27 protein-coding genes are annotated in these 26,076 nt (G+C 70.6%); 11 read left to right on the forward strand and 16 right to left on the reverse strand.

Going from position 1 to position 26,076, the window contains the following annotated elements:
* Positions 1-320 precede the first annotated feature (320 nt).
* From ACFWPS_RS16805 to ACFWPS_RS16825, 5 genes are read right to left on the reverse strand one after another with little or no spacing between them, the layout of a single operon-like run.
* Entirely contained in the window at positions 321-884 is a 564-nt protein-coding gene (locus ACFWPS_RS16805) for a hypothetical protein (RefSeq protein ID WP_383705643.1), read from the reverse strand.
* Complete coding sequence (locus tag ACFWPS_RS16810) at positions 881-1,549, reverse strand: hypothetical protein (protein WP_383705645.1); 669 nt, start codon at positions 1,547-1,549, stop codon at positions 881-883. Before ACFWPS_RS16810 ends, ACFWPS_RS16805 begins: the two co-directional genes overlap by 4 nt.
* The gene (locus tag ACFWPS_RS16815; RefSeq protein WP_383705647.1) at positions 1,546-2,124 is read right to left on the reverse strand and encodes a hypothetical protein; all 579 of its coding nucleotides are present in this window, start codon (positions 2,122-2,124) and stop codon (positions 1,546-1,548) included. Before ACFWPS_RS16815 ends, ACFWPS_RS16810 begins: the two co-directional genes overlap by 4 nt.
* Before the next feature lie 50 nt (positions 2,125-2,174).
* Positions 2,175-3,458, reverse strand: a complete 1,284-nt coding sequence (locus ACFWPS_RS16820; RefSeq protein ID WP_383705650.1) for a putative T7SS-secreted protein — start codon at positions 3,456-3,458, stop codon at positions 2,175-2,177.
* Positions 3,455-3,760 (reverse strand): hypothetical protein, encoded by a 306-nt coding sequence (locus ACFWPS_RS16825; protein WP_383705652.1) that lies wholly within the window; start codon positions 3,758-3,760, stop codon positions 3,455-3,457. The genes ACFWPS_RS16820 and ACFWPS_RS16825 overlap by 4 nt, the downstream gene beginning before the upstream one ends.
* 79 nt (positions 3,761-3,839) lie before the next feature.
* Between ACFWPS_RS16825 and ACFWPS_RS16830 the strand changes: the two genes are divergently transcribed.
* Positions 3,840-4,532 (forward strand): hypothetical protein, encoded by a 693-nt coding sequence (locus ACFWPS_RS16830; protein ID WP_383705654.1) that lies wholly within the window; start codon positions 3,840-3,842, stop codon positions 4,530-4,532.
* A 66-nt stretch (positions 4,533-4,598) separates the two neighbouring features.
* Here the strand turns inward: ACFWPS_RS16830 and ACFWPS_RS16835 are convergent, their stop codons facing one another.
* Positions 4,599-4,901 (reverse strand): WXG100 family type VII secretion target, encoded by a 303-nt coding sequence (locus ACFWPS_RS16835; RefSeq protein ID WP_351708727.1) that lies wholly within the window; start codon positions 4,899-4,901, stop codon positions 4,599-4,601.
* A 240-nt stretch (positions 4,902-5,141) separates the two neighbouring features.
* Here ACFWPS_RS16835 and ACFWPS_RS16840 point away from each other — a divergent pair, with 240 nt between their 5' ends.
* Positions 5,142-9,716 carry an FtsK/SpoIIIE domain-containing protein gene (locus ACFWPS_RS16840; protein WP_383705656.1) on the forward strand — a complete coding sequence of 1,525 codons (4,575 nt, stop codon included), beginning with the start codon at positions 5,142-5,144 and terminating at the stop codon, positions 9,714-9,716.
* A 31-nt stretch (positions 9,717-9,747) separates the two neighbouring features.
* Here the strand turns inward: ACFWPS_RS16840 and ACFWPS_RS16845 are convergent, their stop codons facing one another.
* Complete coding sequence (locus ACFWPS_RS16845; protein ID WP_383705660.1) at positions 9,748-11,463, reverse strand: protein kinase; 1,716 nt, start codon at positions 11,461-11,463, stop codon at positions 9,748-9,750.
* A 118-nt stretch (positions 11,464-11,581) separates the two neighbouring features.
* A complete protein-coding gene (locus ACFWPS_RS16850) occupies positions 11,582-12,430 on the reverse strand; it encodes a menaquinone biosynthetic enzyme MqnA/MqnD family protein (RefSeq protein WP_383705662.1) in 849 nt (282 codons plus the stop codon).
* A 318-nt stretch (positions 12,431-12,748) separates the two neighbouring features.
* Here ACFWPS_RS16850 and ACFWPS_RS16855 point away from each other — a divergent pair, with 318 nt between their 5' ends.
* A complete protein-coding gene (locus tag ACFWPS_RS16855) occupies positions 12,749-12,952 on the forward strand; it encodes a cold-shock protein (protein WP_003992177.1) in 204 nt (67 codons plus the stop codon).
* A gap of 105 nt (positions 12,953-13,057) precedes the next feature.
* Here the strand turns inward: ACFWPS_RS16855 and ACFWPS_RS16860 are convergent, their stop codons facing one another.
* Positions 13,058-13,594 carry a helix-turn-helix domain-containing protein gene (locus tag ACFWPS_RS16860; protein ID WP_383705666.1) on the reverse strand — a complete coding sequence of 179 codons (537 nt, stop codon included), beginning with the start codon at positions 13,592-13,594 and terminating at the stop codon, positions 13,058-13,060.
* Positions 13,595-13,738: 144 nt separating this feature from the next.
* On the opposite strand from ACFWPS_RS16860, the gene ACFWPS_RS16865 reads away from it, so the two are divergent.
* From ACFWPS_RS16865 to ACFWPS_RS16875, 3 genes are read left to right on the forward strand one after another with little or no spacing between them, the layout of a single operon-like run.
* A complete protein-coding gene (locus ACFWPS_RS16865) occupies positions 13,739-14,434 on the forward strand; it encodes an AzlC family ABC transporter permease (protein ID WP_383705668.1) in 696 nt (231 codons plus the stop codon).
* Entirely contained in the window at positions 14,431-14,745 is a 315-nt protein-coding gene (locus ACFWPS_RS16870) for an AzlD domain-containing protein (protein ID WP_383705671.1), read from the forward strand. Before ACFWPS_RS16865 ends, ACFWPS_RS16870 begins: the two co-directional genes overlap by 4 nt.
* Before the next feature lie 43 nt (positions 14,746-14,788).
* Positions 14,789-15,454 (forward strand): class I SAM-dependent methyltransferase, encoded by a 666-nt coding sequence (locus tag ACFWPS_RS16875; protein ID WP_383705674.1) that lies wholly within the window; start codon positions 14,789-14,791, stop codon positions 15,452-15,454.
* 4 nt (positions 15,455-15,458) lie between these two features.
* Here ACFWPS_RS16875 and kstD read toward each other — a convergent pair whose 3' ends face one another.
* Positions 15,459-17,225, reverse strand: a complete 1,767-nt coding sequence (kstD, locus tag ACFWPS_RS16880; protein ID WP_383705677.1) for a 3-oxosteroid 1-dehydrogenase — start codon at positions 17,223-17,225, stop codon at positions 15,459-15,461.
* A 116-nt stretch (positions 17,226-17,341) separates the two neighbouring features.
* On the opposite strand from kstD, the gene ACFWPS_RS16885 reads away from it, so the two are divergent.
* The 3 genes from ACFWPS_RS16885 (at position 17,342) to ACFWPS_RS16895 (ending at position 19,875) form a co-directional block, all read left to right on the forward strand.
* Positions 17,342-18,097: an IclR family transcriptional regulator gene (locus tag ACFWPS_RS16885; protein WP_383705680.1), complete on the forward strand. Its 756-nt coding sequence runs from the start codon at positions 17,342-17,344 to the stop codon at positions 18,095-18,097.
* A gap of 164 nt (positions 18,098-18,261) precedes the next feature.
* Complete coding sequence (locus ACFWPS_RS16890; protein ID WP_383705683.1) at positions 18,262-18,696, forward strand: hypothetical protein; 435 nt, start codon at positions 18,262-18,264, stop codon at positions 18,694-18,696.
* 21 nt (positions 18,697-18,717) lie between these two features.
* A complete protein-coding gene (locus ACFWPS_RS16895; protein WP_383705686.1) occupies positions 18,718-19,875 on the forward strand; it encodes a hypothetical protein in 1,158 nt (385 codons plus the stop codon).
* A gap of 6 nt (positions 19,876-19,881) precedes the next feature.
* On the opposite strand, the gene ACFWPS_RS16900 is transcribed toward ACFWPS_RS16895, so the two are convergent.
* A complete protein-coding gene (locus tag ACFWPS_RS16900) occupies positions 19,882-20,133 on the reverse strand; it encodes a DUF397 domain-containing protein (RefSeq protein ID WP_383705689.1) in 252 nt (83 codons plus the stop codon).
* The gene (locus ACFWPS_RS16905) at positions 20,130-20,996 is read right to left on the reverse strand and encodes a helix-turn-helix domain-containing protein (RefSeq protein ID WP_383705692.1); all 867 of its coding nucleotides are present in this window, start codon (positions 20,994-20,996) and stop codon (positions 20,130-20,132) included. The genes ACFWPS_RS16900 and ACFWPS_RS16905 overlap by 4 nt, the downstream gene beginning before the upstream one ends.
* Positions 20,997-21,128: 132 nt before the next feature.
* On the opposite strand from ACFWPS_RS16905, the gene ACFWPS_RS16910 reads away from it, so the two are divergent.
* A complete protein-coding gene (locus tag ACFWPS_RS16910) occupies positions 21,129-21,545 on the forward strand; it encodes an ATP-binding protein (RefSeq protein ID WP_383705695.1) in 417 nt (138 codons plus the stop codon).
* Here ACFWPS_RS16910 and ACFWPS_RS16915 read toward each other — a convergent pair.
* Complete coding sequence (locus ACFWPS_RS16915) at positions 21,542-22,030, reverse strand: hypothetical protein (RefSeq protein WP_383705698.1); 489 nt, start codon at positions 22,028-22,030, stop codon at positions 21,542-21,544. The genes ACFWPS_RS16910 and ACFWPS_RS16915 overlap by 4 nt on opposite strands.
* A 19-nt stretch (positions 22,031-22,049) precedes the next feature.
* Positions 22,050-22,916: an NAD(P)H-binding protein gene (locus tag ACFWPS_RS16920; protein WP_383705701.1), complete on the reverse strand. Its 867-nt coding sequence runs from the start codon at positions 22,914-22,916 to the stop codon at positions 22,050-22,052.
* 91 nt (positions 22,917-23,007) lie between these two features.
* Between ACFWPS_RS16920 and ACFWPS_RS16925 the strand changes: the two genes are divergently transcribed.
* On the forward strand, positions 23,008-23,736 hold the full coding sequence (locus ACFWPS_RS16925; protein WP_383705704.1) for a TetR/AcrR family transcriptional regulator: 729 nt from the start codon (positions 23,008-23,010) through the stop codon (positions 23,734-23,736).
* Between the two features lie 77 nt (positions 23,737-23,813).
* On the opposite strand, the gene ACFWPS_RS16930 is transcribed toward ACFWPS_RS16925, so the two are convergent.
* Both ACFWPS_RS16930 and ACFWPS_RS16935 read right to left on the reverse strand, forming a co-directional pair.
* A complete protein-coding gene (locus ACFWPS_RS16930) occupies positions 23,814-25,022 on the reverse strand; it encodes a cytochrome P450 (RefSeq protein WP_383705729.1) in 1,209 nt (402 codons plus the stop codon).
* Between the two features lie 11 nt (positions 25,023-25,033).
* A complete protein-coding gene (locus ACFWPS_RS16935; protein WP_383705707.1) occupies positions 25,034-26,017 on the reverse strand; it encodes a DUF1259 domain-containing protein in 984 nt (327 codons plus the stop codon).
* Positions 26,018-26,076: the final 59 nt, after the last annotated feature.

Raw genomic sequence — 26,076 nt, forward strand, 5'->3', positions numbered from 1 at the left:
CGCGCGGCACTGTCGGATACTCGGTGCCGTGCACCTCAGCGGATCCGCCGTGCGCGTGGCCGAGATGCAAGGCACAGCACCAGCAAAACGGAACTCACCTCACAGCGGCCCGGAAACTGCACAGAAATTCGTCCGGGTCGCCGTCCGTTCAAGCACGATCAGGACACAAGTCACACTGCTAGGCACCCCATCCGCCCAGAATTGTCTTCGGCAACGGCTCACGCTCACTGTGCAGTTGGATCGCCCCGGGCTGCGGCCTCGTGCCCCAGGCCCATGAGCAGCTCGGGGGCCCGATCAGGAGGCGCCCGAACCGGCGGCCCTCACACGATCCACCGTAGGGACTCCGCGATCGACTCGCACAGGTTGCGCATGGGACCCGTGACTCCGCCGAGCGGCACCGCGAACGCGAGCGCGAGGTAGCCGACGCCTCCGGGCATCCGGACGTACAGGTCCAGAGTCGTGGGGCCGACGACTCGCACGGTTTCTCCCGCGGGAAGGACGACGGTCGAGACGTCTGCGACGGATGCGTTCTGCCGTTGCTTCGCTTCGAGCAACTCCCGGAGGTCCCGGGGAGTCAGTCCCCCGGGCCGGGGAATCAAGGAGACGATGAGCGAAGCTGGCAGGATGCCGCCTCCTTCCAGCTCCGGCCTCAGGAAGAACTCCAGCCCACCGGCCCTGACCCCGGCCTCGGCGGTGTTCCGCAGGATCGCCCAGGTTTCCTGCTTGACCTCGGCCGGCACGTTCTTTCCGTCGGCCTGGTGGTCCACGAACGTCTTCAGCTGGGCACGCCAGCGTTCCTGGGTGAGATCGATACGGAACCAGTCCCGGGGGACCAGGAGCCGGTAGTCCTTGGGGGGTTCCGTCGCGTCGGGCTCCGTGGTCATGCAGGCATCACCATCGGCTTGCCCGACTCGTTGAACAGGCGGACGCTCTTCACGACGCCGGCGAACATGGCCGAGAAGACGTCCCAGGCCTGGGGCGTGGGGGTGCCCATCTCCAGGACCAGGACCGTTCCGTTGCTGAGCGGTATCTGGACCTGGATGAAGGAGGTCACCACCGGCTCGTCGGCTCCGGACGCGGTAAGGCTGCCGGGCAGGCTGCCCTTCCGGGTCCCGATGCAGGACACGGCCGGACCGCAAGGCAGCTCGATCTCGCCGACCTGCCCCATGCCGAGGTGACGCATCGTCGAGCTCAGGAACCCCACGGGGCGGGTGCCTGCCCTCTCGTCCAGGTCGATCATGCTGACGGTGACCGTCGCCGTGCACCGCGCTCCGTCCACCTCCGTCATGACGAAGCCGGAGTAGTGGATACCGGCCTCGGCGAACGAGTCATAGTGCGCGGCAACCATGACCGCCCACTCCAGTTGCACCTCGAAGGTGGCCTCCGGCATCACGGCGCGGGCCAGCTCGACGAGTTGCTCGGCGGTCTCGTCCAGGCTCTCCGCGTCCATCGGGATCTCGAAGAACCCCTCCGGCATGATCCAGCGGACGTCGATGCCCGGGCCGCCGATCGAGCCCTGGACGTTCTCCTCTGCTGTTACGGCGCTCATGACAGGCCTTCTCCATCGGTGGTCTCTGCTCGGTCCGCTTCGGGGCGGAAGGTGGCCGCGAACGGGTAAGGACCGTAGTGCGGATAGTGAGCCGGAATGTCCGCCCCTTCCCTGCGTGCGAGATGCGTCAGTTCGCGGTATCCCTTGGCGCGGGCCCGCAGGTTCTGACGAACGGGGTCACCCCAGTGCACCGCGGCAGTGCGCACGAACACGGCGAGCAGGGCCAGTACGACAGCGACGGCTGCGCCCGCAAAGGCGAGACGTGCCGCCGCCGACTCCCAGAACTGGACCACGCCGCCCCAGTACACCGCCGCGCCGAAGCCGATGAACGCCAGAGGAACGCCTGTTCTGAACCCCGCGTTGAACATCGCGACCTCGTCCTGATGCCGACGCCGAAGCATCCGGAGAACCGCTCGGTCGTCCAGGAAGTCGAAGCGGAGCTCCGCTCCAAGCCGCTCGGCTTCCGTCCTGGCCCTGGGGATCGCGGAGATCACCTCAGCGGGGACCACGCGCACGGGCTCTGCGCCGCGGCGGCCGACGAACTCCCATTCGCCGAGGTCGGTCGTGTCATCCACCTGGTTCGCCCTCCTTTCGCGCGGTGTCCATCGCTGTCACGGCGCTGCGGCTACGCGGCCAGAGCCGCATGGAACGGTTTCGGCGAGGGCTGTGGCGACGGCGAGGGCGTCGGCACAGGGGCCGGCGTGGACTTGGCGGGCTCCGGCTCCTGATAACCCGTGGTCCCGCCGTTCTCGCCGCTGAACATCCGGTGCAGCGCGCTCGCAAGGCCGTTGCCCTTGATGACCCCGGTGATCTGCTTTCCGCCGATGGGCGCGAACCTCTCCGGCAGACCGGCGATGTTGAGCCGCTGTCCGAGTTTGAGGCCCTGGGAGAGGACCTTGTTCGTCAAGCCCACGCTCATACCGTTGAGGAAGTTGTGACCGATACCGTCGAGCCCGCGAAGGCTGGCCTCGCCCCAGGTACCGGCCTTGCCGAAAGCCCCGAGTTTGGCCAGCCCCTTGAGTTTACTCACGGCCTTGAAGCCCTTGAGGGCGCCGAGCCCGGGCAGGACTCCGAGAAAGTCGGTCCCCAGCGTCAGCCAGTTGACCTTCGCTCCGCGCACCGACATGTCGTAGGCATGTCCGGCCAGCGCGGCCGCGCTGGAGAGTACTGCGAGGGTGGCGAAGACGGGCACCAGGAACTGCAGCGGCGGGATGAACGCGCAGACGACCGCCAGAACGGACAGGATCGCGGAGATGTTGGAGAACATGTCCGCCCAGTCGGCGAGCCAGTTCATGAATCCGCCCGGGTCTCGCACCGCATCGTGGTGGACCACGTCCTTGATACGGCGAGCCGCGCGGTCCCCGGCGTCGTCGAAGATGTCCCGGGCGTCCTTTACTTCCTTGCGTGCCTGGCCGATACGGTGCAGCGCCTCGTCGCGCTTCTTCTCCCAGCGCTCGTACTCGGGTCTGTCCGCCTCGGGTATCTCACTGACGAGGTACTTGTCCGTGAACTTCTTCACCCCCCGGTCGGCGAGGTCGTGATCGGACTTGGCCTCACGGTAATCCGCCAAGGCCTTGTCGGCCTTCCTCTGGGCTCGGTGCAACTCACCGGCGAATTCACTCGATTCGCCTTCGGCGACCTTGGTGCCCACCGCCTTGGACGCCTCGTCGTACCGCTCGAACGCCTTCTTGAGTCGGTCTCCGGCACCGTCGGCGATCTCGTTGAAAGCACGGCCGGCGTCGCTGTCCCAGCCCTCGACCGACGACAGCGCCTTGATGACGCGCGCCTGTTCGTCGATCGTGTCGGCCATCTGACGCAACTTCCGCCCAAGCGCGGCGACTTCGTCAGGATCACCCGGAGTGGGATCTCCGTCCCACAGCGGCGGCCAATCACTGGAGCGCCTGCTCACTTCTTGCCCCTCCCCGTGTTCTCGGCAATGGCCTTCGCCAACTCGTGGTCTATCTCTTCGTACTTCTGCGCCGCAGCTCCGGTGTAGTCCGCCAGCTTCTTGAGTTCCTTCGACAGTTTCTTGCGCGTCTTCTTCCAGGTGGTACTGAACTCGTCGAAAGCGTCCTTCAGGCCGCCGTGCCCCAGTTCGTCCTCATAGCCATCCGCAGGATTCCCATGCTGATCAAACTCGTTGTGGAGCTTGCCCAGGGTGCGCGAGCACCCCTTGATCATGTCGAGGTCGTACCTGATTCTGTCGGCCATTGAAAAAATCCCCCATCATGAACATGAGACAATGCCGCGAGACTTCCTTCGGCAAACGACTTGGAAGGTGGGACGGGTTTTGTCCACGAGCACCGACCGCACCATACGGGACCGACTCGGCGTCACACCCGACGCAGCAGCCTGGTGCACGATCGGCAAGATCCCCGAACCACCCGCCGAGGTCCACCGGGCAACAGGATCGGGACCGTTGCGCCCTGCCTCCATGCCGCCGCTCGGCATGCTCGGTGTCGCTCTGGGGACCCCCCTGCTGTACATCGGGAAGTTGCTGGGCCTCATCGGCGCGGCCGAGGAGGCCATCAAGCGCATGCTGTCGACCACCGGAGAACAAGAGCGCCACCGCGCCGCGCAGCTCGACAGGAAGCGGCGGGACGCGGCCGTCATCGAACTCGGTCTGGACAAGACCTTCGACGGCGACTGGAACGGGGCGGCCGGCCGCTTCCTTCTGCAGTGGTACAGCCATTCCTCCCACCATCAACGCCTGGTCGCGCTTGCCGGGAACCGCATCCTGCTGGCCGCTCCGCCCAAGCGCGTGTCCATCCGGCGGGATGCCCTCACGCAGGTCGTCGCCGAGATTCCGGCCGGGGAGGCCGTCCTCGCAGACCCGCTCCCCGAGTTCGAGAACGACAGGCTGCTCCTGCGGTTCAAGGACGGCTCATGGCTCAGGCTGACGACCGACGAGTGGCGCAGCGAACTACACACGTACCTGGCGCGCCAACAGCAGCCGGGCGAGGCCGGAGCCACCGAGGCCTGACAGCCGGGTGCGACGGAACACAGCACGTGCTCCGTCGCACCGGTCGTTCGATGACCTCGGACTTTACTAGCCCTTGGCCTGCTTCGCCAGCGAGTCGTCCAGCTGCTCGTACGCTTCCTTGGCCTTCTTCAGGAAGTCGGACAGCCCGTGCAGGCCCTGGATCGTCTTCGTCGCGCCCTTCGTGAAGTCCTTCATGGAGTCGTCGTACGCTCCCGAGGCCTTCTGGGTGGTGAAGCCGTTCTCCACCAGTGCGGAGACGCGCTTCTCGACGTTCTTGATCTTGTCCTCAAGCTCGTGCATGTCCTTGATCAGGTCGCCGGCGACCTTCTCCATCTCGGCATATGTGAGATCCGTGTCTTTGCTGGCCATGACGGCCCCCTCCCGTTGGTGTGGCCTCAGGGCCTTCCCCCGTGGCACCGATCGCGCGGATCCTTGGCCATGACATGGCCGTCCGCACGAGCAAAGATCCTACGGGGGTGACGCGTGCGACCGCACGGTCCTTGTGCGGCGGAATCGTGAACCCCCTACATCCCGTTGCACCCGGGAAAGAGCGGGCGGCTAAGGTCACTTCCACTGTGTTGGGTGCTCTCGGTGTGTTGGGGGACGAACGTGCGCCTGAGTCTGACCGTCGTCGACCCGGTCGGCGGTGCCACCGCCGACGTCGTGCTCGACGCGGATCCCGAGTCCACGGTCGGTGACGTCGCCCGGGAGTTGGCCCGGCAGGTCGGTGCGGGTTTTCCCGAGAGCCAGGGAGGGGCCCAGGTCATACCCATCGGCGCCTCCAGGGGCGCCGCCCCTTTCCAGGCCTCCGGGCCGCACGCCTACGTCGACGGGTACGCCCTCGACCCCGCCGCCACCGTCGTCGGCTCGCCGCTGCGGGACGGGGTCGTCGTCAGTCTTCACGACCCCGCCGGGTGCCTGCTCGGCGAGCCCACCGGTGTCGTGGAGTTCCGGGTCGCCGGCGGTCCCGCCGCCGGCGCCGTGCACCGGCTCGGAGTCGGCCGGTACGACATCGGTACCGGGGCCGCCTCCCACCTCCGCGTCGAGGACCCCGAGCTGCCCGCCCGCGCCGCCACCCTCACCATCGCCATCGACGGCACCTGCAAAGTGCAGACCCACATGGACGACGTGCAGTTGGACGGGGAGGAGTTCCAGGGAGGCGGGGACTGGCCCCTCAACTCCCAGCTCGCACTCGGTAACACCCTGTTGGAGATCACCGGGTACGCGCCGCCCAACGCCGCCCTCAAGTGGTCCGACGACGGTGCCGGGCTCGACTACAACCGACCCCCGCGGCTGCGCCCCGCCGACCGGCAGACGCACTTCTCGCTGCCCAACCCGCCCGGCGACTACGAAGCCCGGCCGCTGCCCTGGCTGATGGCGCTGCTGCCGCTCGTCGGCGCCGTCGTCTCCGTGATGATGTTCGGGCGCTGGTACTACCTGATCATGGCGCTGATGAGCCCGCTCATGCTCTTCGGCAACTACTTCATGGACAAGAAGCACGGCAGGAAGTCACACGCCAAGCAGCTGAAGGAGTACAAGGAGCACAAGGCGCGGATCGAGGAGGAGGCGCAGGAGGCGCTCGTCGCGGAGAGATCCGAGCGGCGGGGGGCGGTGCCGGATCCGGCGGCCGTGCTGACGTACGGCACCGGGCCTCGGACGCGGCTGTGGGAGCGGCGGCGCACCGACGCCGACCATCTGCTGATCAGGTTCGGCACCGGGCGCGTGCCCTCCGAGGTCGAGCTGGACGATCCCGAGCAGGACGAGCACAAGCGCAAGGTCCGCTGGTACATCGAGGACGCCCCGGTCGGTCTGTCGCTGCGCGACCTCGGGGTGATCGGGGTCGCCGGGCCGGGGGATTCGGCACATGCGCTGGGGCGTTGGGCCGTCGCCCAGACCGCCGTCCTGCACAGCCCCATGGACGTGCAGTTCTACGTCCTCACCGACAACGACGCCGGCGACCGCTGGGACTGGGTGCGCTGGCTGCCGCACGCCCGCCCGGGCGGCGGCCAGGACGTGAACGTCCTCATCGGTACCGACTCCGAGACCGTCGGCGCCCGCGTCGGCGAACTCACCCAGCTCCTCGACGGCCGGCAGAAGGCCCTGCAGCAGGGCGGGCGCAGCAAGGTCGACGGGCCCGCCTTCTCCGACCCGGACATCGTGGTGGTGTGGGACGGGTCGCGGCGGCTGCGGTCCATGCCCGGTGTCGTACGGCTCCTGAAGGAAGGGCCGGGCGTCGCCATTCGCTCCCTCTGCCTCGACGAGGAGGAGCGTTTCCTTCCCGGGGAGTGCCAGGGCGTCGTGGTCGCCGAGCCGCGAGCCGCCAAGGAGACCGCCGCCCAGGCGACGCCCGTGCCACAGCAGCAGGCAGCCGGCGGCTTTCCGTCCTTCCAGGCCTGGCATCCCCAGTACGGCGGTGGTGAGGAACAGGAGCCGCAGGACCTGGAGTTGCGGCTGCGCGTCGAGCAGAGCGGGGCGCTGCGCAAGCGCGCCGTACGGCCCGACTTCGTCTCCGCCGCCTGGTGCGGCCGGCTCGCCCGCTCGCTCTCCCCGCTCCGGGACATCAGCGGCGAGAGCGAGGACTCCGCGCTGCCCGCCGCGAGCCGGCTGCTCGACGTGCTCCAGCTGGAGCCGCCGTCGCGGGACGCGATCGCCGCGCGGTGGCGGATGGGCGGGCAGTCGACGATGGCCGTCATCGGGGAGTCGTACGACGGCCCGTTCGGCATCGACCTGCGGCGGGACGGGCCGCACGGGCTCATCGCCGGTACCACCGGTTCCGGCAAGTCCGAGCTGCTGCAGACCATCGTGGCCGCGCTGGCCGTCGCCAACACCCCTGAGAACATGACCTTCGTGCTCGTCGACTACAAGGGCGGCTCGGCGTTCAAGGACTGCGTGAAGCTGCCGCACACGGTGGGCATGGTCACCGACCTCGACGCCCACCTCGTGGAGCGGGCCCTGGAGTCGCTGGGTGCGGAGCTGAAGCGGCGCGAGCACATCCTCGCCGCCGCCGACGCCAAGGACATCGAGGACTACCAGGACCTGGTGAAGAGGGATCCGTCGCGGGCGCCGGTGCCGCGACTGCTCATCGTCATCGACGAGTTCGCGTCGATGGTGCGTGATCTGCCCGACTTCGTCACGGGACTCGTGAACATCGCCCAGCGAGGGCGGTCGCTCGGGATCCATCTGCTGCTCGCCACGCAGCGGCCCTCCGGTGTCGTGTCCCCCGAGATCCGCGCCAACACCAACCTCCGGATCGCGCTGCGCGTGACCGACGCCGGTGAGTCGACCGACGTCATCGACGCGCCCGACGCCGGGCACATCGCGAAGAGCACGCCGGGCCGGGCGTACGTCCGGCTCGGGCATGCCTCGCTGGTCCCCTTCCAGTCCGGGCGCGTCGGCGGCAGGCGGCCGGGGGCCGCGGACCCGGCCACGCTCGCGCCCTGGGCCGGGGCGCTGTCCTGGCAGGACCTCGGGCGGGCCGCGCTGCGCAAGCCGAAGTCCGAGGCGAAGGAGGACGACGAGATCACCGACCTGAAGGTGCTCGTCGACGCCGTGCGCGAGGCCAACACCGCCCTGCGGATCCCGGCCCAGCACTCGCCGTGGCTGCCCGCCCTCGACGACATGCTGCTGCTCGACGACGTGCCGGCCGTGCAGGCGCAGGGCGCGCTGCCCGCCGCCGCGTACGGTGTCGAGGACCTGCCCGCCGACCAGGCCCGGCGCGCGGTCGCCGTCGACTTCGCGACCTTCGGGCATCTGATCATCGCCGGTGCCCCGCGCACCGGACGGTCCCAGGTGCTGCGCACCATCGCCGGTTCGCTGGCCCGCACCAACTCCTGTGCCGACGTGCACCTGTACGGCATCGACTGCGGCAACGGCGCGCTGAACGCGCTGACCCGGCTGCCGCACTGCGGTGCCGTCGTCAGCCGTAACCAGACCGAGCGGGTCGAGCGGCTCATGGCCCGCCTCTCCGGGGAGCTGAGCAGGCGTCAGGAGCTCCTTGCCGACCGGGGGTTCGCGGACATCGGCGAGCAGCGGGCGGCCGTGCCGGAGGCGGAGCGGCTGCCGCACATCGTGCTGCTCCTGGACCGCTGGGAGGGCTGGCTGCCCACCCTCGGCGAGATCAACCACGGTGACCTCACCGACCGGATCATGGCGATGATGCGGGAGGGTGCGAGCGTCGGCATCCATCTCGTCCTCACCGGCGACCGGCAGATCCTGGCCGGGCGGATCTCCTCCCTCACCGAGGACAAGTACGGTCTGCGGCTCGCCGACCGCGCCGACTTCTCGATGCTGGACATCAACTCCCGCAAGGTTCCCGAGGAGATCCCGCCAGGCCGCGCCTTCCGCAGCGAGACGGCCGCCGAGACGCAGTTCGCGCTGCTCTCCGCGGACACCACCGGCCAGGGGCAGGCCGCCGCGATCGCCGCGATCGGCGAGGCGGCCGACGTCCGGGACACGCAGGTGCCGCGCTCGCGGCGACCGTTCCGGGTGGACGTACTGCCCGGCCGGATCTCCTTCGAGGATGCCTGGGCGATGCGGGACCCGGCTGCGGCGGCTTCTCCGCTGTGGGCCCTGGTCGGCGTCGGCGGCGACGAACTCACCGCCTTCGGACCGGACCTGGCGCAGGGCGTGCCCGCCTTCGTGATCGGCGGCCCCGCCAAGTCGGGCCGTTCCACGACCCTGTTGGGCTTCGCCCGCTCCTACCTCGCAGGCGGCGTCCGGATCGTCGTCGCCGCGCCCCGGCAGTCGCCGCTGCGCGAACTCGACGGTCAGGAAGGCGTGCTGAAGGTCTTCACCGGCCGGGACGTGGACGAGGACGAGCTGACGGAGGTGCTGGCGTCAGCGTCCCCCGCCGAGCCGATCGTGGTGCTGGTCGACGACGCCGAGGTGCTGGACGACTGCGACGCCGGGGACGTCTTCAAGCGGATCGTGGAGAGCGGCACCGAGCAGGGGCTGGCCGTCGTCATCGCCGGTGACGAGGACGAGATCTGTGACGGCTTCTCCGGCTGGCAGGTCGACGCCAAGAAGGCCCGCCGGGGCATCCTGCTCTCCCCGCAGGAGTCCGGCTCCGGCGAGCTGATCGGCATCCGGACCACCCGCGCGATGGTGGGCGGACCGATCCAGCCCGGCAAGGGCATGCTGCACCTGGGCAGCGGCGAGCACGTCACGGTGACGACCCCGCAGTAGTCGTAGTACGACGGGGGACCCCCAGGGACCCTCAGTCCCCCGTCTTCGACATCACCGCCACCGGATTCCCCTCCGCCGAGCTGTCCGACGTGTAGACCAGCTCGCCGTGGCTCGGGGTCAGGTAGACCGTGTTGGTGGCGGGGTCGCAGCCTTCGTGGTTGCCCTTGGCGCCCGTCGAGGAGGCGACGAGCCTGGTGGCCGTGACCGACCTCAGGGTCAGGATGTCCGTGCACACCCCGCCCAGCTGGTCGGTCTGCCGCAGGCGGCCCAGCTCCTTGCCGACCGCCGCCTGTTCCACGGTGACCCGGAAGGTGCCGATGGGCAGGTTGCCGGACAGGGCGGTGGCCGAGCCCTGCCAGGTGCCGAGGTAGGCGGCCGGGATCACCCCGCCGCCGGACGCGGACGACGCGGACGCCGAGGGCGACTTGGCGGCGGCTCCCGAGTCACTGCTCGCCGCGCCGCCGTCGGACCCGAGGAACGGCTTCACCAGGAACCCCACCCCGACGGTGACCACCGCCAGCGCCGCGGCCACCGAGAGCGCGACCGTACAGCTCACCCGGCGCCCGCGCCCGTTCTCTCCCGGTACGGCGGTCGCGGCGACGCTCACGGACACCTTCCCGGGCGCCGACGGCACGGCGTCCCGCGGCTCCGGTACGACGGCGGGCGCCATCGTCGGCAGATCCGATACGCCGGCGGGCGGCACCGTCGGCAGATCCGGAACGCCGGCGGGCGGCACCGTCGGCGCAGGTCCCACCGCGGGCGGAATCGTCGGCGCCGGCCCGAACTCCCCGCCCACGGACGGGGTGCCGAACTCCACCGGCCCGGACTGCGCCCCCACCCCCGCGGCCTCCGCCACCTCCAGGTTCAGCACCTCAACGGCACTCCGGCTCACCCGCTCCACCAGCGTCCCCGGCAGCCACCCGCCCGCCACCAGCCGCGCGGCCCCCTCCGGAGCCAGCCGCCGAGCCACCTCCGCCGGGCCGGGCCGCCGCCCCGCCTCCTTCGTGAGACACGCCTCGGCCACCTCCCGCAGGTCGCCGCTCAGCACGCCGAGTTCGGGTTCCTCGTGGACGACCTTGTAGAGCAGGGCGGCCGAGGAGTCGCCCGGGAACGGGGGTTCCCCGTTCGCCGCGTAGGCCAGCACCGCGCCGAGGGAGAAGACGTCCGCGGCGCCCGTGGCGCCCTTGCCGAGGATCTGCTCCGGGGACATGTATCCGGGCGAGCCGATCGACACCCCCGACGACGTGAGCGAGGCGGTGCCGTCCGTGGCCCGGGCGATGCCGAAGTCGATGAGCAGCGGGCCGTCCAGGGTCAGCAGCACGTTCGACGGCTTCACGTCCCGGTGCACAAGACCCAGTTCGTGCACCGCCACCAGCGCCTCGGCAAGCCCCGCGCCCAACGCCCGCACGGTGTGCGCGGGCAGCGGGCCGCCGTCGGTCACGGCGGCCGTCAGGGAGGGACCGGCCGCGTAGGCGGTGGCGACCCAGGGCACGGGCGCGTCCGGGTCGGCGTCCAGGACGGGGGCCGTCCAGGCACCGCCGACCCGCCGAGCGGCCGCCACCTCACGGCGGAAGCGGGCGCGGAACTCCTCGTCCAGCGCGAAGTGCGGATGCACGATCTTCACGGCGACGGAGCGGCCGCCGGCCGAACGGCCGAGATAGACGCGGCCCATGCCGCCAGAGCCGAGCCGGCCGAGAAGCCGGTACGGCCCGATGGCGGTAGGTTCGTCGCCCGCGAGCGGCTGCATGCGCCCTCACCCCCAGAGAGTTCAGCAGCAGCCTATTCGCTCCGCGGGTTGGGCGGTTCCTTTGCCGCGCGCCGGTGGGGGCTGGTCGCGCAGTTCCCCGCGCCCCTACGGGGCGCTGTCACGGCGTCAGCAGGTCGACCTTCACATCCGGCGCGAACCCGGTCGTCGGGCCCACCCGGCGGGCGAACTCCGCCACCGCCGCCAGCTGCGCCGCGCCGAAGCTGAAGTCGAGGGTGGTGAAGTACTGGGCGAGGGTCGCCTCGTCGAAGGCCTCCCAGCGGGCGGCCTGTTCGGCGACCTTGGTGACCTCCTCCAGGGAGAGGTTGCGGGAGTCGAGGAAGGCGCTGTGCACCTCGCGGGTGATGTGCGGTTCGCGCGCCAGGTAGTCCCGGCGCGCCGCCCACACCGCGAAGACGAACGGCAGGCCCGTCCACTCCTTCCACAGTGCGCCGAGGTCGTGGACCTGGAGGCCGTAACGGGGGCCGTCCAGCAGGTTGGCGCGCAGGGCGGCGTCGCCGATGAGCACCGCCGCGTCCGCCTCCTGCATCATCAGGCTGAGGTCCGGCGGGCAGGTGTAGTAGTCGGGCTGCACGCCGTAGCGGTCGGAGAGCAGCAGCTGGGCGAGGCGGACCGAGGTGCGCGAGGTGGAGCCGAGGGCGACCCGGCGGCCGTCCAGCTGGTCCAGCGGCGCCTGCGAGACGATCACACAGGACATCACCGGGCCGTCGCAGCCGACGGCGATGTCCGGGAAGGCGACCAGGTCGTCGGCGTTGCGCAGGAACTCGACGAGGGTGATGGGCCCGATGTCGAGGTCGCCGCGCACCAGCTGCTCGCTGAGCTTCTCAGGGGTGTCCTTGGTCAGCTCGAAGTCGAGGAGGGTGCCGGTTCTCGCGAGCCCCCAGTAGAGGGGCAGGCAGTTCAGGAACTGGATGTGGCCGACGCGCGGCCGGGTGCGAGAATTGTCCACATCGCGAGACTAGACCCCATGGGGTACCGTGCTGGGACCGCCCCCGCCCTCGGCACCTCGACCGCCCGTACGGTCAACGCGCCTTCGGGGTCATTCAAACGTCCGGGTGACGTGATCTTGGCCTCTGTTGCTTTCGGCTGCCCACATGCTAGGCTCGCCGCAAGTTGCAGTTTGGTTTCCCTTGCAGTACAGAGCCTGCGGAGCATGTAACCGCGGGCTCTCGTCGTTTTCAGACATATGCAGTTGTGCGGCACTTAGTTTGTTTTCACACTTGCAGGTTCTGGAGCAGGGCGACCCTTTTGAGCCCAAGGAGGGCTTATGGCTACCGGAACCGTGAAGTGGTTCAACGCCGAAAAGGGCTTTGGCTTCATCGCCCAGGAAGGCGGCGGCCCCGACGTCTTCGTCCACTACTCCGCGATCAACGCCAGCGGGTTCCGCTCCCTCGAGGAGAACCAGCAGGTGAGCTTCGACGTCACGCAGGGCCCGAAGGGTCCTCAGGCGGAGAACGTCACCCCCGTCTGATCCCAGACAAACCAAGTCTGATCGCAGACTGAGTGCAGTACCCAAGGAGCCCCGTGCCGTCAGGCAACGGGGCTCCTGCCTTTTTCACCGCCCGTTCACAGCCGCCTATACGTGCTGCATGACCAGCACGAACGTGGTGCCGGACAGCAGCGCCTCATAGGAGTGCGGCACGTCCCCGCGGTACGTCAGGTAATCCCCGGGGTTCAATTCGACGGTTTCTCCGCGCGGCCCCGCCTTCATCTGCCCGCCGCATACGACGAGATGCTCGACCGTCCCCGGAATGTGCGGCTCGGACTCCCGCGGCACGCCCGGCTCCATCCGCAGGTGGTAGATGTCCCGGCGGGCGCCGGGCGGGCAGGACGACAGCAGGGTGGCGGCGAAGTCGGCCCGCTCCGACGCGACCGTGGGCCCCTCCCCCGCCCGGATCACCTGGACCCCGGACACCGGCGGCTCCACCAGCGCGCTGAACGGCACGCCCAGCGCCACGCCGAGCGCCCACAGCGTCTCCACGCTCGGGTTCCCGCCGCCGGCCTCCAGCTGGGACAGCGTGGACTTCGCGATACCGGCCCGCTTGGCCAGCTCGGACAGCGAGAGCCCGACCCGGGCCCGCTCCCGCTTCAGCGAACCGGCGATCCACTCCATCGGAAGCCGGTTCGGCCGGTCTGACCGGTCCGGCCGGTCTGACCGGTCCGGCCGGTCGGATGCCTCGGACATCTGATTCGTTCGCTCCATCGGTACGACCGTTCGCCTTGACGAACACCACTGTATGTGTTCATTGTAGAGAACATGCGTTCGTCACACCGAACCACTCTTTCGCCGAGCGCCCGAACGGGGACCTCTCTCGTCCGGGACAGTTCACTCGTCTGGCTGGCCGGCGGGATCGTCGGCGTCTCCTTCGGCGCGGTCAGCGTGGCCGGTGGCCTGCCCGTATGGGTCCCGGTCCTGATGTCCCTCGTCGTCTACGCGGGCTCGGCCCAGTTCAGCGCGGTCGGCGTGCTGCTCGCCGGCGGCGGCCCGCTGGCGGCGGCGGCCACCGGCCTGCTCCTCAACACCCGAACGGCGGCCTTCGGCCTCGCCGTCGCCGACCTCCTCGGCCCCGGCCGCGCCACCCGGCTGCTCGGCGCCCACCTGGTCACCGACGAGACGGTCGCCTTCGCCCTGGCCCAGCCTGACCCGGCGCGCCGCCGCACCGCGTTCTGGATCTCGGGCCTCGGCCTGTTCGCCGCGTGGAACGCGGGGGTGCTGATCGGCGCCCTCGCCGGCACTTCCCTCGGCGACCCGGCCCGCTACGGACTGGACGCGGCGTTCCCGGCCGTACTGGTGGCCCTGGTCCTGCCCGCGCTGCGGGCGGACGCACGGGTACGCCGGGCCGCGCTGCCCGGCGCGGCGATCGCCCTGGCGGTGACCCCGGCCGTCCCGGCCGGGGTCCCGGTCCTGCTCGCCCTTCTGGGCCTGTTCGCGCTTCCGGGGGTACGGCGATGAACGCGACGGTGGTCATGATCCTGGCGCTCTGCCTCGGCACGTACGCCTTCCGCCTGGTGGGCCCGGCGCTGCACGGCCGGGTGGAGATCCCGGCGCGGATCCAGGAGTTGGCGTCGGCGGGGGCGGTGGTCCTTCTCGTGGCCCTGCTGGCCACCGGCGCGCTGACCGAGAACGGCGGTTTCGCGGGCTGGGCCCGCCCGGCCGGGGTGCTGGCGGCGGGCGTACTGGCCTGGCGGCGGGCGCCGTTCGCGGTCGTGGTCCTGGCGGCCGCGGCGGTGACGGCGCTACTGCGGGCGGCGGGCGTCGCCTAGTCCGGGCGGGCGTTGTCAGTGGCGGCCGTTAAGGTCCGCGGGCATGACCGCCGACTTCATCACCGCCACCCGTACCTTCTACGACGCGATCGCCGACGACTACGCCGACCACTTCCGCGCGGAACTCGTCAACAGGCCCTTGGAGAGGGCCCTGTTGGCCACCTACGCCGAACTGGTCGGCGCCGGCGGCGAGGTGGCCGACCTGGGCTGCGGCCCCGGCCGGACCACCGCCCGCCTCGCCGCCCTGGGCCTGTCCGTGTTCGGTCTGGACCTGTCGGAGTCGATGCTCGCCGTCGCCCGCCGGGAGAATCCGGACCTGCGCTTCGTACCGGGCTCGATGCTGGAACTGGACCTGCCGGACGAGGCGTTGGACGGGGTGGTGTGCTGGTACTCGTCGATCCACACGCCGGACGACCGGCTGCCGGAGCTGTTCGGGGGGTTCAGGAGGGTGCTGAGGCCCGGAGGTCAGCTGCTCCTCGCGTTCCAGGTGGGGGACGTGGCCCGGCGGCTGGAGGAGCCGTGGGGGCATCCGGTGACACTGGACTTCCTGCGGCGGCGGCCGGAGCGGATGGCGGACCTGCTGAGGGACGCCGGCTTCGACCTCCGCTCCACGACGGTCCGCGAACCGGACGAGGCGCTCGGGGAGTCGAGCCCGCAGGCCTTCCTGCTGGCGTTCCGCCGCCCCGGAGCCTCGCCGGTGGACGTGTAGGCGGTCACGCCGGGAGCGCCCCGGCCAGATCCAGGGCCGCGATGTACCCGAACGTCATGGCGGGGCCGATGGTCGACCCGGCACCCGCGTAGCTGTGCCCCATCACCGCGGCACTCGCGTTCCCGGCCGCGTAGAGCCCGTTGATCACGGACCCGTCGCCGCGCAGCACCCGCGCCCGTTCGTCGGTCACCAGTCCGCCCTTCGTCCCCAGGTCGCCCGGCACGATCCGGAAGGCGTAGTACGGCGGCAGCCACAGAGGGGCCAGGCAGGAGTTGGGCAGTACGGACGGGTCCGTGTAGTAGTGGTCGTAGGCGCTGTCGCCGCGCTTGAAGTCGGTGTCCTTGCCGCTCACCGCCAGGGAGTTGAAGCGGTCGACGGTGGTGCGCAGGGCGGCGGCCGGGACGCCGACGGCGGCGGCGAGGGCGTCCCAGGTCCAGGCCTTGAACGCGGCGCCGGAGGTGTACCAGGCGTCGGGGAGCACGAAGGTCGGGGCCACGTCCCGGAACAGGTACCGGTTGCGGTAGTTCTGGTCGACGATCAGCCATGCCGGGATGTCGGGGTCGGTCGGGTTGCGGTCGTACATGACGTGGACGACGTCGCTGTAGGGAGCGGCCTCGTTGACGAACCGGCGGCCCGCCGCGTTGATCATCAGGCCGCCTGGGAGGGTGCGTTCGGCGAGGCAGAAGTACGGGTCCCCGGGGAGCGGGACGGCGGGCCCCCACCAGGCGTCGTCCATCAGCGCGAGCGCGCCGCCGGCCGCCGCCCCCGCCCGGATCCCGTCCCCGGTGTTCTCCTTCGCGCCGACGGTCCAGTCGGTGCCGATCGGCTGCCGCTGGTACTGCGCCCGCATGGCCGCGTTGTGCTCGAAGCCGCCGGATCCGACGACCACCCCGCGCCGGGCCCGCACCAGCCCGGCGGCGCCGCCCTGGGTCACCACCGCCCCGGTCACCGCCCCGTTCTCCTGGTAGAGGCCGGTCAGCGGGGTGTTCAGCCACACCGGTACCCCCGCGTCCAGCAGCCCCTTGCGCAGCCCGGCCGCCAGCGACTGCCCCATGGTGAGCGGGGTCTGCCCGAGCAGCGCGGCCCGGGTCCCGCGGGCCAGGCACTCGGTGGCGACGGCGGCCCCCTTGACGCTGACGGCCGCCAGCGCCAGCCACTTGTAGTCGGCGCTGAACACCACCATCCCGGACGGGACCTGGAGATACGGCGGGTTCAGGTGGGCCAGTTCGGCGCCGAGCAGGTTGCCGTCGAACTGGTCGGGTTCGATGGAGCGGCCGTTCGGGAGGCCACCGGGCAGTTCGGGGTAGTAGTCGCTGTACCCCTCCATCCAGCGGAAGCGCAGCGGGCTGGCCGCCATGACCTGCGTCAGCATGGCCGGGCCGTGGGCGAGGAAGGCCTGTTGGCGGGCGGCGGAGACGTCGGAGCCGACCACCGCCGCCAGGTAGGCGGCCGCCTTGGCCGGGGTGTCGGGCACCCCGGCGGCCAGGATGACGGAGTTGCCGGGGATCCAGATCCCGGCGCCGGAACGGGCCGCCGAGCCGCCGAAGGTCGCCGCCTTCTCCACCACCACGCAGCTGAGCCCCTGCGCGGCGGCGGTGAGCGCGGCGGTCATGCCGGCCGCTCCCGCGCCGACGACCACGACGTCGTACGTGCCGAGCACCGGCAGATCGGCACCGGACGCGACGCCCCGCGCCCCGGCCGCGAGGGCGAGCCCCGTCGCCGCCGTCGTACCGAGCACCTGTCTCCGGGTGGGTCTCGCACTCACCGACATGACCGATCCCTCCAGACCTGACGGGAACATGAGGATTGGGGAGGGAAGGTCCCGCGGGGGTCTTGTGAAGTCAAGGGCCGTGCACCGGCCGGCGTGGCGAGACTAATCTGGCCTGTATGACGGATCGTGCCGGATCTGTGACGGGCGGCAATGGTGGGCTCGCTGGTGCTGCGCCGAACTCGCGGGGTGTGATCGAGGGCGCGTTCCTGCTGCTGGACACCTTGCGGGAGGCGGGAGAAGCCGGGCTGAGCCAGCTGGCCCGGGAGACCGGCCTGCCGAAGGCAAGCGTGCATCGCCTGTTACGGCAGCTGTGCGATCTCGGCGCGGTCGAGCAGCGGGAAGGCCGGTACTGCATCGGGCCCCACCTGTTCTGGCTCGGGCAGTCCTGGCGCCCCGACAGCGCGCTGATGGCAGCGACCCGGAGCCCGCTGCAGCGGCTTGCGCAGGCCACCGGGGCGTCGATCGGGTTGGGGGTGTGGGCGCACGGGCAGGCGACGATCGTGCGGGGCGTTCCCGGAGAGGTCGCCACGCGGGTGCAGATGGGGCCGGGCCTGGTCTGGCCGTGGTGCACCGCCGCGGCGAAGGTGCTCCTTGCCTGGGACTCTCCGTCCCGGCGCGGGCGGGACGGCGGGCTGACCGCACAGGAGGCCGAGGAGATCCGCCGGAACCGAGTGGCGTTCGACCGGGAGGAAGTCCTTCCCGGGGTGGCCTGCGTCGCGGTGCCGATCATGCATCCGGCCAAGGACGTTCCGATCGCCGTCCTCGCCGCCCTGGTCGAGCCCGCCCAGTCGCTGAGTCGGCTGGCCGAACTCCTGCACCGGACCGGCGACAACGTCACCTCCTCCCTTCCGGCCCTGGGAAAGGGTGCTTGACGAACGCAACGTTTCGCTGGCCGGACCACGGCGTGGTCCCGCCGCAGTCGCCGGATCCACACTCCCTGTGACCACAGCCAGGGGGACGGCGTGGTCAGGGGGATCAGCGAGCCGCCGTCGAGCGGTGGCGCCCCCGAAGGAACCTCTTCCCAACGGGAGTTCACATGCGCATGCGACTCGTCACCGTCATCGCCACGGTCGTCTTAGGGCTCGGGGGATCAGCGCTCTACCCCGCCTCCGCCGCGCCCGCGTCGGCCTCCACCTCGGCCTCGGCCGACTCCGTGCAGATCAAGGCGGCGGGTTTCAGCGCCGCCGGAACATGGACCGCGTACCAGAGCAACGGGGCCTACGCCGCGCTCACCCTGACGCAGGACGGCAACGGCTCCCTGAGCGGCTCGGCCGCCTCAGCCGACGGCGGCTACGGCACGGTCAGCGGATTCGTCGACGGCTCGTACATCTACTTCTACATCACGTGGTCCTCCGTCAGCCACGGCCGCTACATCGGCTCCCTCCAGGCAGACCGGAGTCTCAGCGGAGTGACGACCGACGTGAACAGTCCCGCCGGCCAGGTCACATGGGCCACACTGCGGAAGTTCTGAAGGCCTGGATCAGGTGTCACAGTGAACCTGCTGGACGAACTTCTCAACGCGGTCGCCGACTTGCTCGCGCAGAGCGGCGTTCACGTCGGTATCGGTACCCTGCGCGCCATCGTCTTCGCTCTCGTCGGCGTCATCGCCCTCCAACTGGTCATCGGGGTGGTACGCACCGCGGTGAACACCGGCGGTGCCGTGTTCGGCTTCGCCCGGACACAGGTCGAGGGCAAGTTCTGGCAGGACGCGGGAAAGCTCACCACCTTCATCTCGTTCGCCCTGCTGGTCATCGCGTACGGGCTGTACGGACGGCAGCAGTCCCGACCGCTGACCCAGGCCCTGCGGTCGATGGCCGAGGACCGGCTGACGGAGATCCTCCCCCTCACGGTTCTCACCCAGGTGGCCCTGCTCTGCGGGTTCTGGATCGTGTTCGGAGTGGTGGCCCGGGTGCCCAGGCAGACACTGCTGGAGCCGTTCTGGATCGTCCTGGCTCTGGTGGCGTGCATGTCCGTGGCCATCGCCGGCTCGGTGGGGGTCCTCCTCATCACCCGCGGCGATGTCGCCAGCGCCCTGTTCCTGACCGCCGCGACGCTGGCGGTCGGATGCGGCGTCATCCTGATCGTCGCGAAGACGCAACAGCGACGGGCCGACGCCGACGGTCGAGACCCCGGCGGGACCGGGCCGGAGCAGACGCAGGGACATATCGCCGTCCTGGTGCTCTGCACACTGTTGGGGTCCGCGCTCACCGCCCTCTACTCGGGTGTCGCCAGGACACCGTCCGTCGACGGACTGCTGCGCTTCGACTTCGCTCTCCTGGCGGCCATGGTGCTCATCGCCTGCTACCGGTTCCGCGCGTACATGGACGACGCGGAGGTCCCGAGCGCACTGCCGCACCTGATCGACTTCAGCCTGGCCCTCTCGGCGTGCGCCATCGCCCTGACGAAGGCACGGGACGCGGAGGTGACGCTGGGCGGCGTTCCGCCGTGGGTGATCGTGGTCGGCCCGCCGCTGATCATCGCCGCGATGATATTCGCGGTCCATCTGCGGCGGCATCTCCCGGCCATCCCCAACTGGAGAACATGCCTCGTCGTCGCCCTCGTCGGCGGACTCCTGGTGGGACCCGCGCAGTATGCGCTCGCCTCCGAACTCGTCCCCGTTGTGCAGTGGCTTCCCTTGCCACGGCTGTGAACGGGCTCAGGAAGCGACGCCCCTCAGGAAGGCCGACCAGGAGAAGGGAGAGAGCGTGAGGTGAGGGGCGGCGGGGTCGGCCGTCCGCTTGGAGTCACGGATGTGGATGGCGGAGGGGGCGGCGCGGACTTCGAGGCATTCGCCGCCCCCGCCGTCGCTGTGGGTGGACTTGCGCCAGGGGTAGGCGGCTTCGACGCAATCGCCGCCCTCGCCGTCGCTGTAGCTGGATTTGAACCAAGTGAGTTGCTGGCTGTTCACAGCTCCTCCAGCTTCTTCTCGATCAACGCCCGGGATTCCGCGGGCGGGAGAGCCATCGCCCGCATGATCCCATAGCGGTCGGCGATCTTCCGGACCTCTTCTGGGTCGGTGATCAGCCGAGGAAACCCCTGCACTTCCGTATACCCCACCTGTGGATGCCTCTGCGGAGTCAGCAGGTTGAACGCGCCGCCCATATTGGGGTGATCCTCGATACAGGTGGGCATCACCTGGATCTCCACATTTCGCAAGCCGCCGATGCGCAGCAACCGCTCCAGTTGCCCGCGTTGGACCGCACGACCGCCGATCGGCCGATCCAACACCACTTCCTCCAGCACGTAACTGCACATCGGCGAGGGCCACTTGTCGAAGACCTGCTGCCGTGCGAGCCGGTCGGTGACTCGCCTCTCGATCGTCTCTTCGTCGAGCAGCGGGCGGCGGCGGGAGAACACCGCCCGGGCGTAGTCCTCGGTCTGAAGCAGGCCGTGTACCGCCTGGTTGCAGTAGTGGTGCATCTCAACCGCCTCCGCCTCCAGCCCCGCATAACTCCGATACCACTCGGGGTGACGCGTCCGCGCCCTCTTCATCGCCTCCCTCAGCTCCGGCACCGCCGCCCCCAGCAACCCCCCGCCCTCCAACAGCTCATCCGCCTTCACCAGCATGTCCGGCTGCGGAACCCGCACCCCCCTCTCCATCGCCGAGATCGCGTCCGGCCCGTACCCCACCAGCGCCCCGAACTCCTTCTGCGTGAGCCCCTTCCGCTCCCGCAGCAGCTTCAGCTGCTTGCCCAGTGCGCTGAACAGTCCCGTCGTACCTTCGGCCTCCGCCGGTGTCTCCGGCCTCCGCTCCTGCTGTACGTCCGTCACGTACGCCTCCGCCTCACGTCGTCGTGGTCACGGCCGACGACCCGTACTCCTCACCCGACACGCCCGTACGGCTACCGTGAGTCGCGCGATCGCCCCTGGTCAGGGTACGGAGAACCGGCCACGCTCGGTGACGTGAACGCCGAAATCTCCACCCCCGCCGCCGAACTGACCCAGCGTCTGAGCGCCACCCCGCGCGGCGCCCGGCTGGCCCGGCGGCTCGTCGCCCATCAGCTGGCCACCTGGGGATACCCCCACGACAGCGACCTGAACTACACGGCCCAGCAGCTCACCGCGGAACTCGCCGCGAACGCGGTCACCCACGGTCGCGTCCCCGGCCGGGACTTCGAGGTACGGCTGCTCCTGCTCGCCCCCGACCACACCCTCCGTATCGAGGTGAGCGACGCGCGGGGCGACCGGCGGTTGCGGTTCGTGCGGGACGCGGGCGCGGAGGGCGGACGCGGCCTGGTGGTGGTGTCGCTGCTGGCGCGGGCGTGGGGCGTGGCGGAGCGGGACGTCGGCAAGACGGTGTGGGCGGAGCTCGCCCTCTAGGGCGTCTCCCCCGACGCCGCCGGCCACGCGTGCACCAGGTCGTCCGACGCGTCCAGCGCGGTGTCACGCACCCCTTCGGGACCGTACGCCGGGGACCGGCTCGCGCGCAGCGGCATCCCGGCCCAGTACCAGGCCCGGTTCGCGCCCTTGCGTTCGACGGTCGTGCCGGTGCGCAGGTAGTCGAGGAGTGCCGCGCGCACCCGGCGGCGCCCGAAGACGTAGAGCGCCGGTTCGACGTGCCAACGGCAATGGCTGGCGTCCGGGTCGTACACGGCTGCCGCCATCAGCGGGGCGAACAGTTCCTCCGGGAGGCTCGGCCGGGAGAGCAACTCCTCCCGCGCCGCGTGGGTCAGGAGCCGTGCGCGCCGCAGTTCGGGCACGTCGTCCTCGTCCTCGAACTCGACGCCGACCAGCCTGGCCACCTCGGCCGCACACGTGAGGAACGTGCGTGCCCTTGGGCCGTGTTCCCTCTCCTCCATGTCCATGGCGGCATTCTGGACCGCGCTACGAGTTTCCGGCGAGGCGCTCACGCAACAGCGTGCGCATGCCGACGGGTTCGCGGCCGAGCAGCTTCGCCAGGGTGGGGTCGGGGGTCGCGAACTCGCCCTCGCGAGCGGCGGTGAAGATGCCCAGGAGCTGGTCGGCGGTGTCGGCGGGGACGCCGCCCGCCACCAGGTGCGCGCGGAACGTGTCGTCGGGTGCGGTGGTCCGGGTGACCGTGCGGCCGGTGAGTTCGCTCGCGAGGGCGGCGAGGTCGGCGAACGTGAGCGCCTCGGAGGCCGTCAGCGGGGGCGTCGGGCCCTCGAAGCGGCCCTCGTCGGTGAGGATCACGGCCGCCGCCTCCGCCAGGTCGGCGTGCGCCGTCCAGCAGACCGGGCCGTCGGCGGGCAGGGCGACCTCCCCGGATTCCAGGCCCTGCGCGAGGAAGCCGAGCCCGCTGTCCGCGTGGAAGCCGTTGCGGAGGGAGGTCCAGGCGACGCCCGTGGCCGCGAGGGCCTCCTCCGTGGCCGCGTGGTCGCGGCAGGCCTGGAAGCGGGAGGTGGGGCTCGCGCCCATGTGGGCGGTGTAGACGATACGGCGGGCGCCGGCCGCGACGGCCGCGTCGATGGCGGTGCGGTGCTGCCGTACGGCCTCCTCGCCCATCCGGTCGACGGAGACGATCAGGATCTGGGACGCACCCTCGAAGGCGTGTGTCAGGCCGGCCGGTTCGGTGAAACTGCCCTGCCGCACCCGCACGCCCCGGTCCGCGAGCGACCGCGCCTTCTCCGGGTCGCGCACGCTGACCCCGACTTCCTCGGCCGGTACGCGGTCCAGCAGCCGGTCCACGATCCGGCCGCCAAGCTGTCCGGTGGCTCCGGTCACGACGATCACGATGTCCTCCAGCGATGACGATAACGGCGGAAACAATTTCAGAGTAACACCGTTACTAACACTGGAAGCAAGTGCGCGATATCGTTGATACATGCCATCGGGATCGCGTGACACGACCGCCGCCGCCACCACCGGTTCCGCCCCCGACACCCGGCAGCGCGTCATCGACGCCGCCATCGGGCTGCTGGAGCGCGAGGGGCGGGATGCCGTCACCACCCGCGCGGTCGCCGTCGCCGCGGGGCTCCAGCCCCCGGCCATCTACCGGCTGTTCGGCGACAAGGAGGGGCTGCTGGAGGCGGTGGCCGAGCACGGCTTCGCCACGTTCCTCGCGAGCAAGCGCGTCGTCCCGGACCCCGAGGACCCGATCCAGGACCTACGGGACAGCTGGGACCTCGCGGTCCGGTTCGGCCTGGAGAACCCCGCGCTGTACCTGCTGATGTACGGCGACGTCGCGCGCAGCGACTCGCCCGCCTTCCGGACCGGGCTGGAGATCCTCAAGGGCCGGGTCCGGCGGCTCGCCGTCGGCGGCCGGCTGCGGGTCGGTGAGGCGCTCGCGGCCGACGTCATCCACGCCACGGCCCGCGGCGCCGTCCTCACCTGGCTGTCCATGCCGGCAGCCGACCGCGACCCGGCCCTGCTGACCACCCTGCGCGAGGCGATGGTCACGGCCATCACCACGGAGAGGCCCGCCGTACGCACCACCGGCCCCGCCGGCGCAGCCCGTGCCCTGCGCGCCTCCCTCCCCGACCAGACGACCCTCAGCCCGGCCGAACAGCACCTCATGAGCGAGTGGCTGGGCCGCCTGGCCGCCGACGCCTGAGACACCGCTGCCAAAGACACCGCCGCGCGCCGAACGGCCCGCCGTCACATCACGGGCCGGGTCACCCCGCACCCGGCCTACCAGGCCACCGGCAGCTCCAGTGGGAACCGGCGGATGGTCTGGGTGTCCCAGCGGACCTCCTCCGGGCGGACCGCCAGGCGGAGCGTGGGGAAGCGGTCCAGGAGGCGGTCCACGGCGACCTCCAGTTCGGCCATCGCCAGGGGAACCGCGACACACCGGTGGCCGCCCCAGCCGAAGGTCATGTGGGGAGCGACGGGACGGGCGGGCACGATCTCGTGCGGATCCGGATAGCGGTCGGCGTCGCGGTTGGCCGTCAGGTACGAGACGTGGACGAAGTCGCCGCGCCGGATGACCACCCCGTCCATCTCGACGTCCTCCAGCGCCACCCGGGGAATGCCCACGCCCTTCCGGAAGGGGATGTACCGGAGCAGTTCGTGGAGGAAGTCCGTCAGGTCCTTGCGGTGCTCGCGGGCGTACTCCGCCAGCTCCGGGCGGGTCAGCAGCAGGTACACGATGTTGCTGATCTGACAGGTCGCCGTGTCCTGGCCGCTGAGCGTGAACGTCAGTGCCAGGACGGCCAGTTCCCTGTCGTCGAGCTGGTCCTCGCCGTCCCGCGCCTCGGCGAGCACGCTGATGATGTCCGTACCGGGGTTGTTCCGGCGTTCGGCGACGAGCTCGGTGAAGTAGGCCGTCAGGTCCTCCTTGGCCGCGCGGGCGACGTCCCGGTTGCCCGCGCCGAGCACCAGCAGCCGGTGGACCTGTTCCTCCATCCGGGGCCACTCGGCGCGCTCGATGCCCAGCAGGTCCAGGATCGTGTGCTGCGGAAGCGTGTTGGACAGGTGCCGGACCAGATCGGCCGGCGGGCCCTCGGACTCCATCTCGTCCAGCAGCCGGTCCGTGAGGAGGGTGATCCGGCCCCGCATGCGGTCCACGTGGCGCTCGGTGAAGGCCTGGGTGGCCAGATGCCGGATCCGGCTGCTGTGCGGCGGGTCCATCACGTTGATCGACTCGGGCGAGACGATCGGCTCGGCCGTCAGGCGCGGATAGTCGTACTCGATGATCCCGGCCCTGCTGAACCGGGGGTCCGTCGTCACCTGCTGCACCGACTCGAAGCTGGTGACCAGCCAGGCGTCCGAGTCGCCGTACGGCAGCCGGATCGTGCCGAGGGACTCGCGCTCCATGAACCCGGCCAGGGCCGGGTCGAAGTCGAGGGCCTTGCTGTAACCGAAGGGGCAGTTGACCGCCTGCACGTTCGTCTCCTTCATCGGTCGGTCGCTCACGTGAACGGCACCACGTTGGTGGCGTGGACGGCGGCGCTCAGGTCCTTCGCGAGCCGCAGGGCGTCGCCGATCGCCCAGTAGTGGAGGAAGAACAGGCGCGGCTCGTCGTAGAGGTTGTGGTGGTGGAGCTCCACCAGGCTGATCCCGCCCTTGCGCAGGATCTTCAGGACCGGCTGGACCTCGCCCGCGGTCATCACGAAGTCACCGTTGACCGCGGCCTTCCCCCTGCCCAGCGGCTGGAAGTTGACGGTGGTCGTCGAGCCGAGGCCGGGCGGCAGGACCATGTCGCCGTCCGCGATCCGCTCCACACGTGCCCAGACGCTCTTGTAGATGCCCTCGTCCTGGACGCCCTTGCTGCCGAGCGCGCCGTCGATGCCCTTGGTGTCCAGGTCGAGCGTCGGGGTGGCGGCCGGCCGGTCGGGCGGGGTGCCGGTGCGGTCGAAGGCCGCGCGCAGCCCCTGGGCGACGGGTACCGGGTCGTGAGCGTGTGCGTGCAGATGCAGCCACCACAGGGCGGGCTGGTGGGCGAGCAGATGCTTGTGTACGGCGTTGATCCCGATGCCGTGCTCCAGGACGGCGTCGGTGAAGCCGTCCAGTTCGTGCTCGGTGACCACGGCGTCGCCCATCAGCAGATGGGCGCCGTCCTTGTAGCGGACGAAGGCGACGTGGGTGCCGAGGGCCAGTGAGGTCTCGATCCGCACGCCCCGGGAGACCACCTTGAGGTCCCGGCGGGGCAGGCCGGTGTGGTACATGTACCGCTTCATTTCACCCGGCCGCCCCAGGGCCTTGGCCACGTCCGCCCAGTAGGCGAGGCCGGTCATCTCGGGTTCGACCAGGGTGCGCGGGCGGTCGCGGGAGAGGGCCCGGGCGGTCGGGGTCGCCGCGCCCGCGAGGACGGGGGCCACGGCACCCGCGGCAAGCACGCGGCGCCGGGTGGTGGACGGTCGGGGGTGGGTGTCCTGCTGCCGGTCGTCGGCCATGGTGTACCTCCTGGCGCGATGGAATCACGGGTCCCGGACGGTCCCTGTGATGCCATCGC

This window comes from Streptomyces sp. NPDC058457 (assembly GCF_042720695.1).
Classification (GTDB): domain Bacteria; phylum Actinomycetota; class Actinomycetes; order Streptomycetales; family Streptomycetaceae; genus Streptomyces.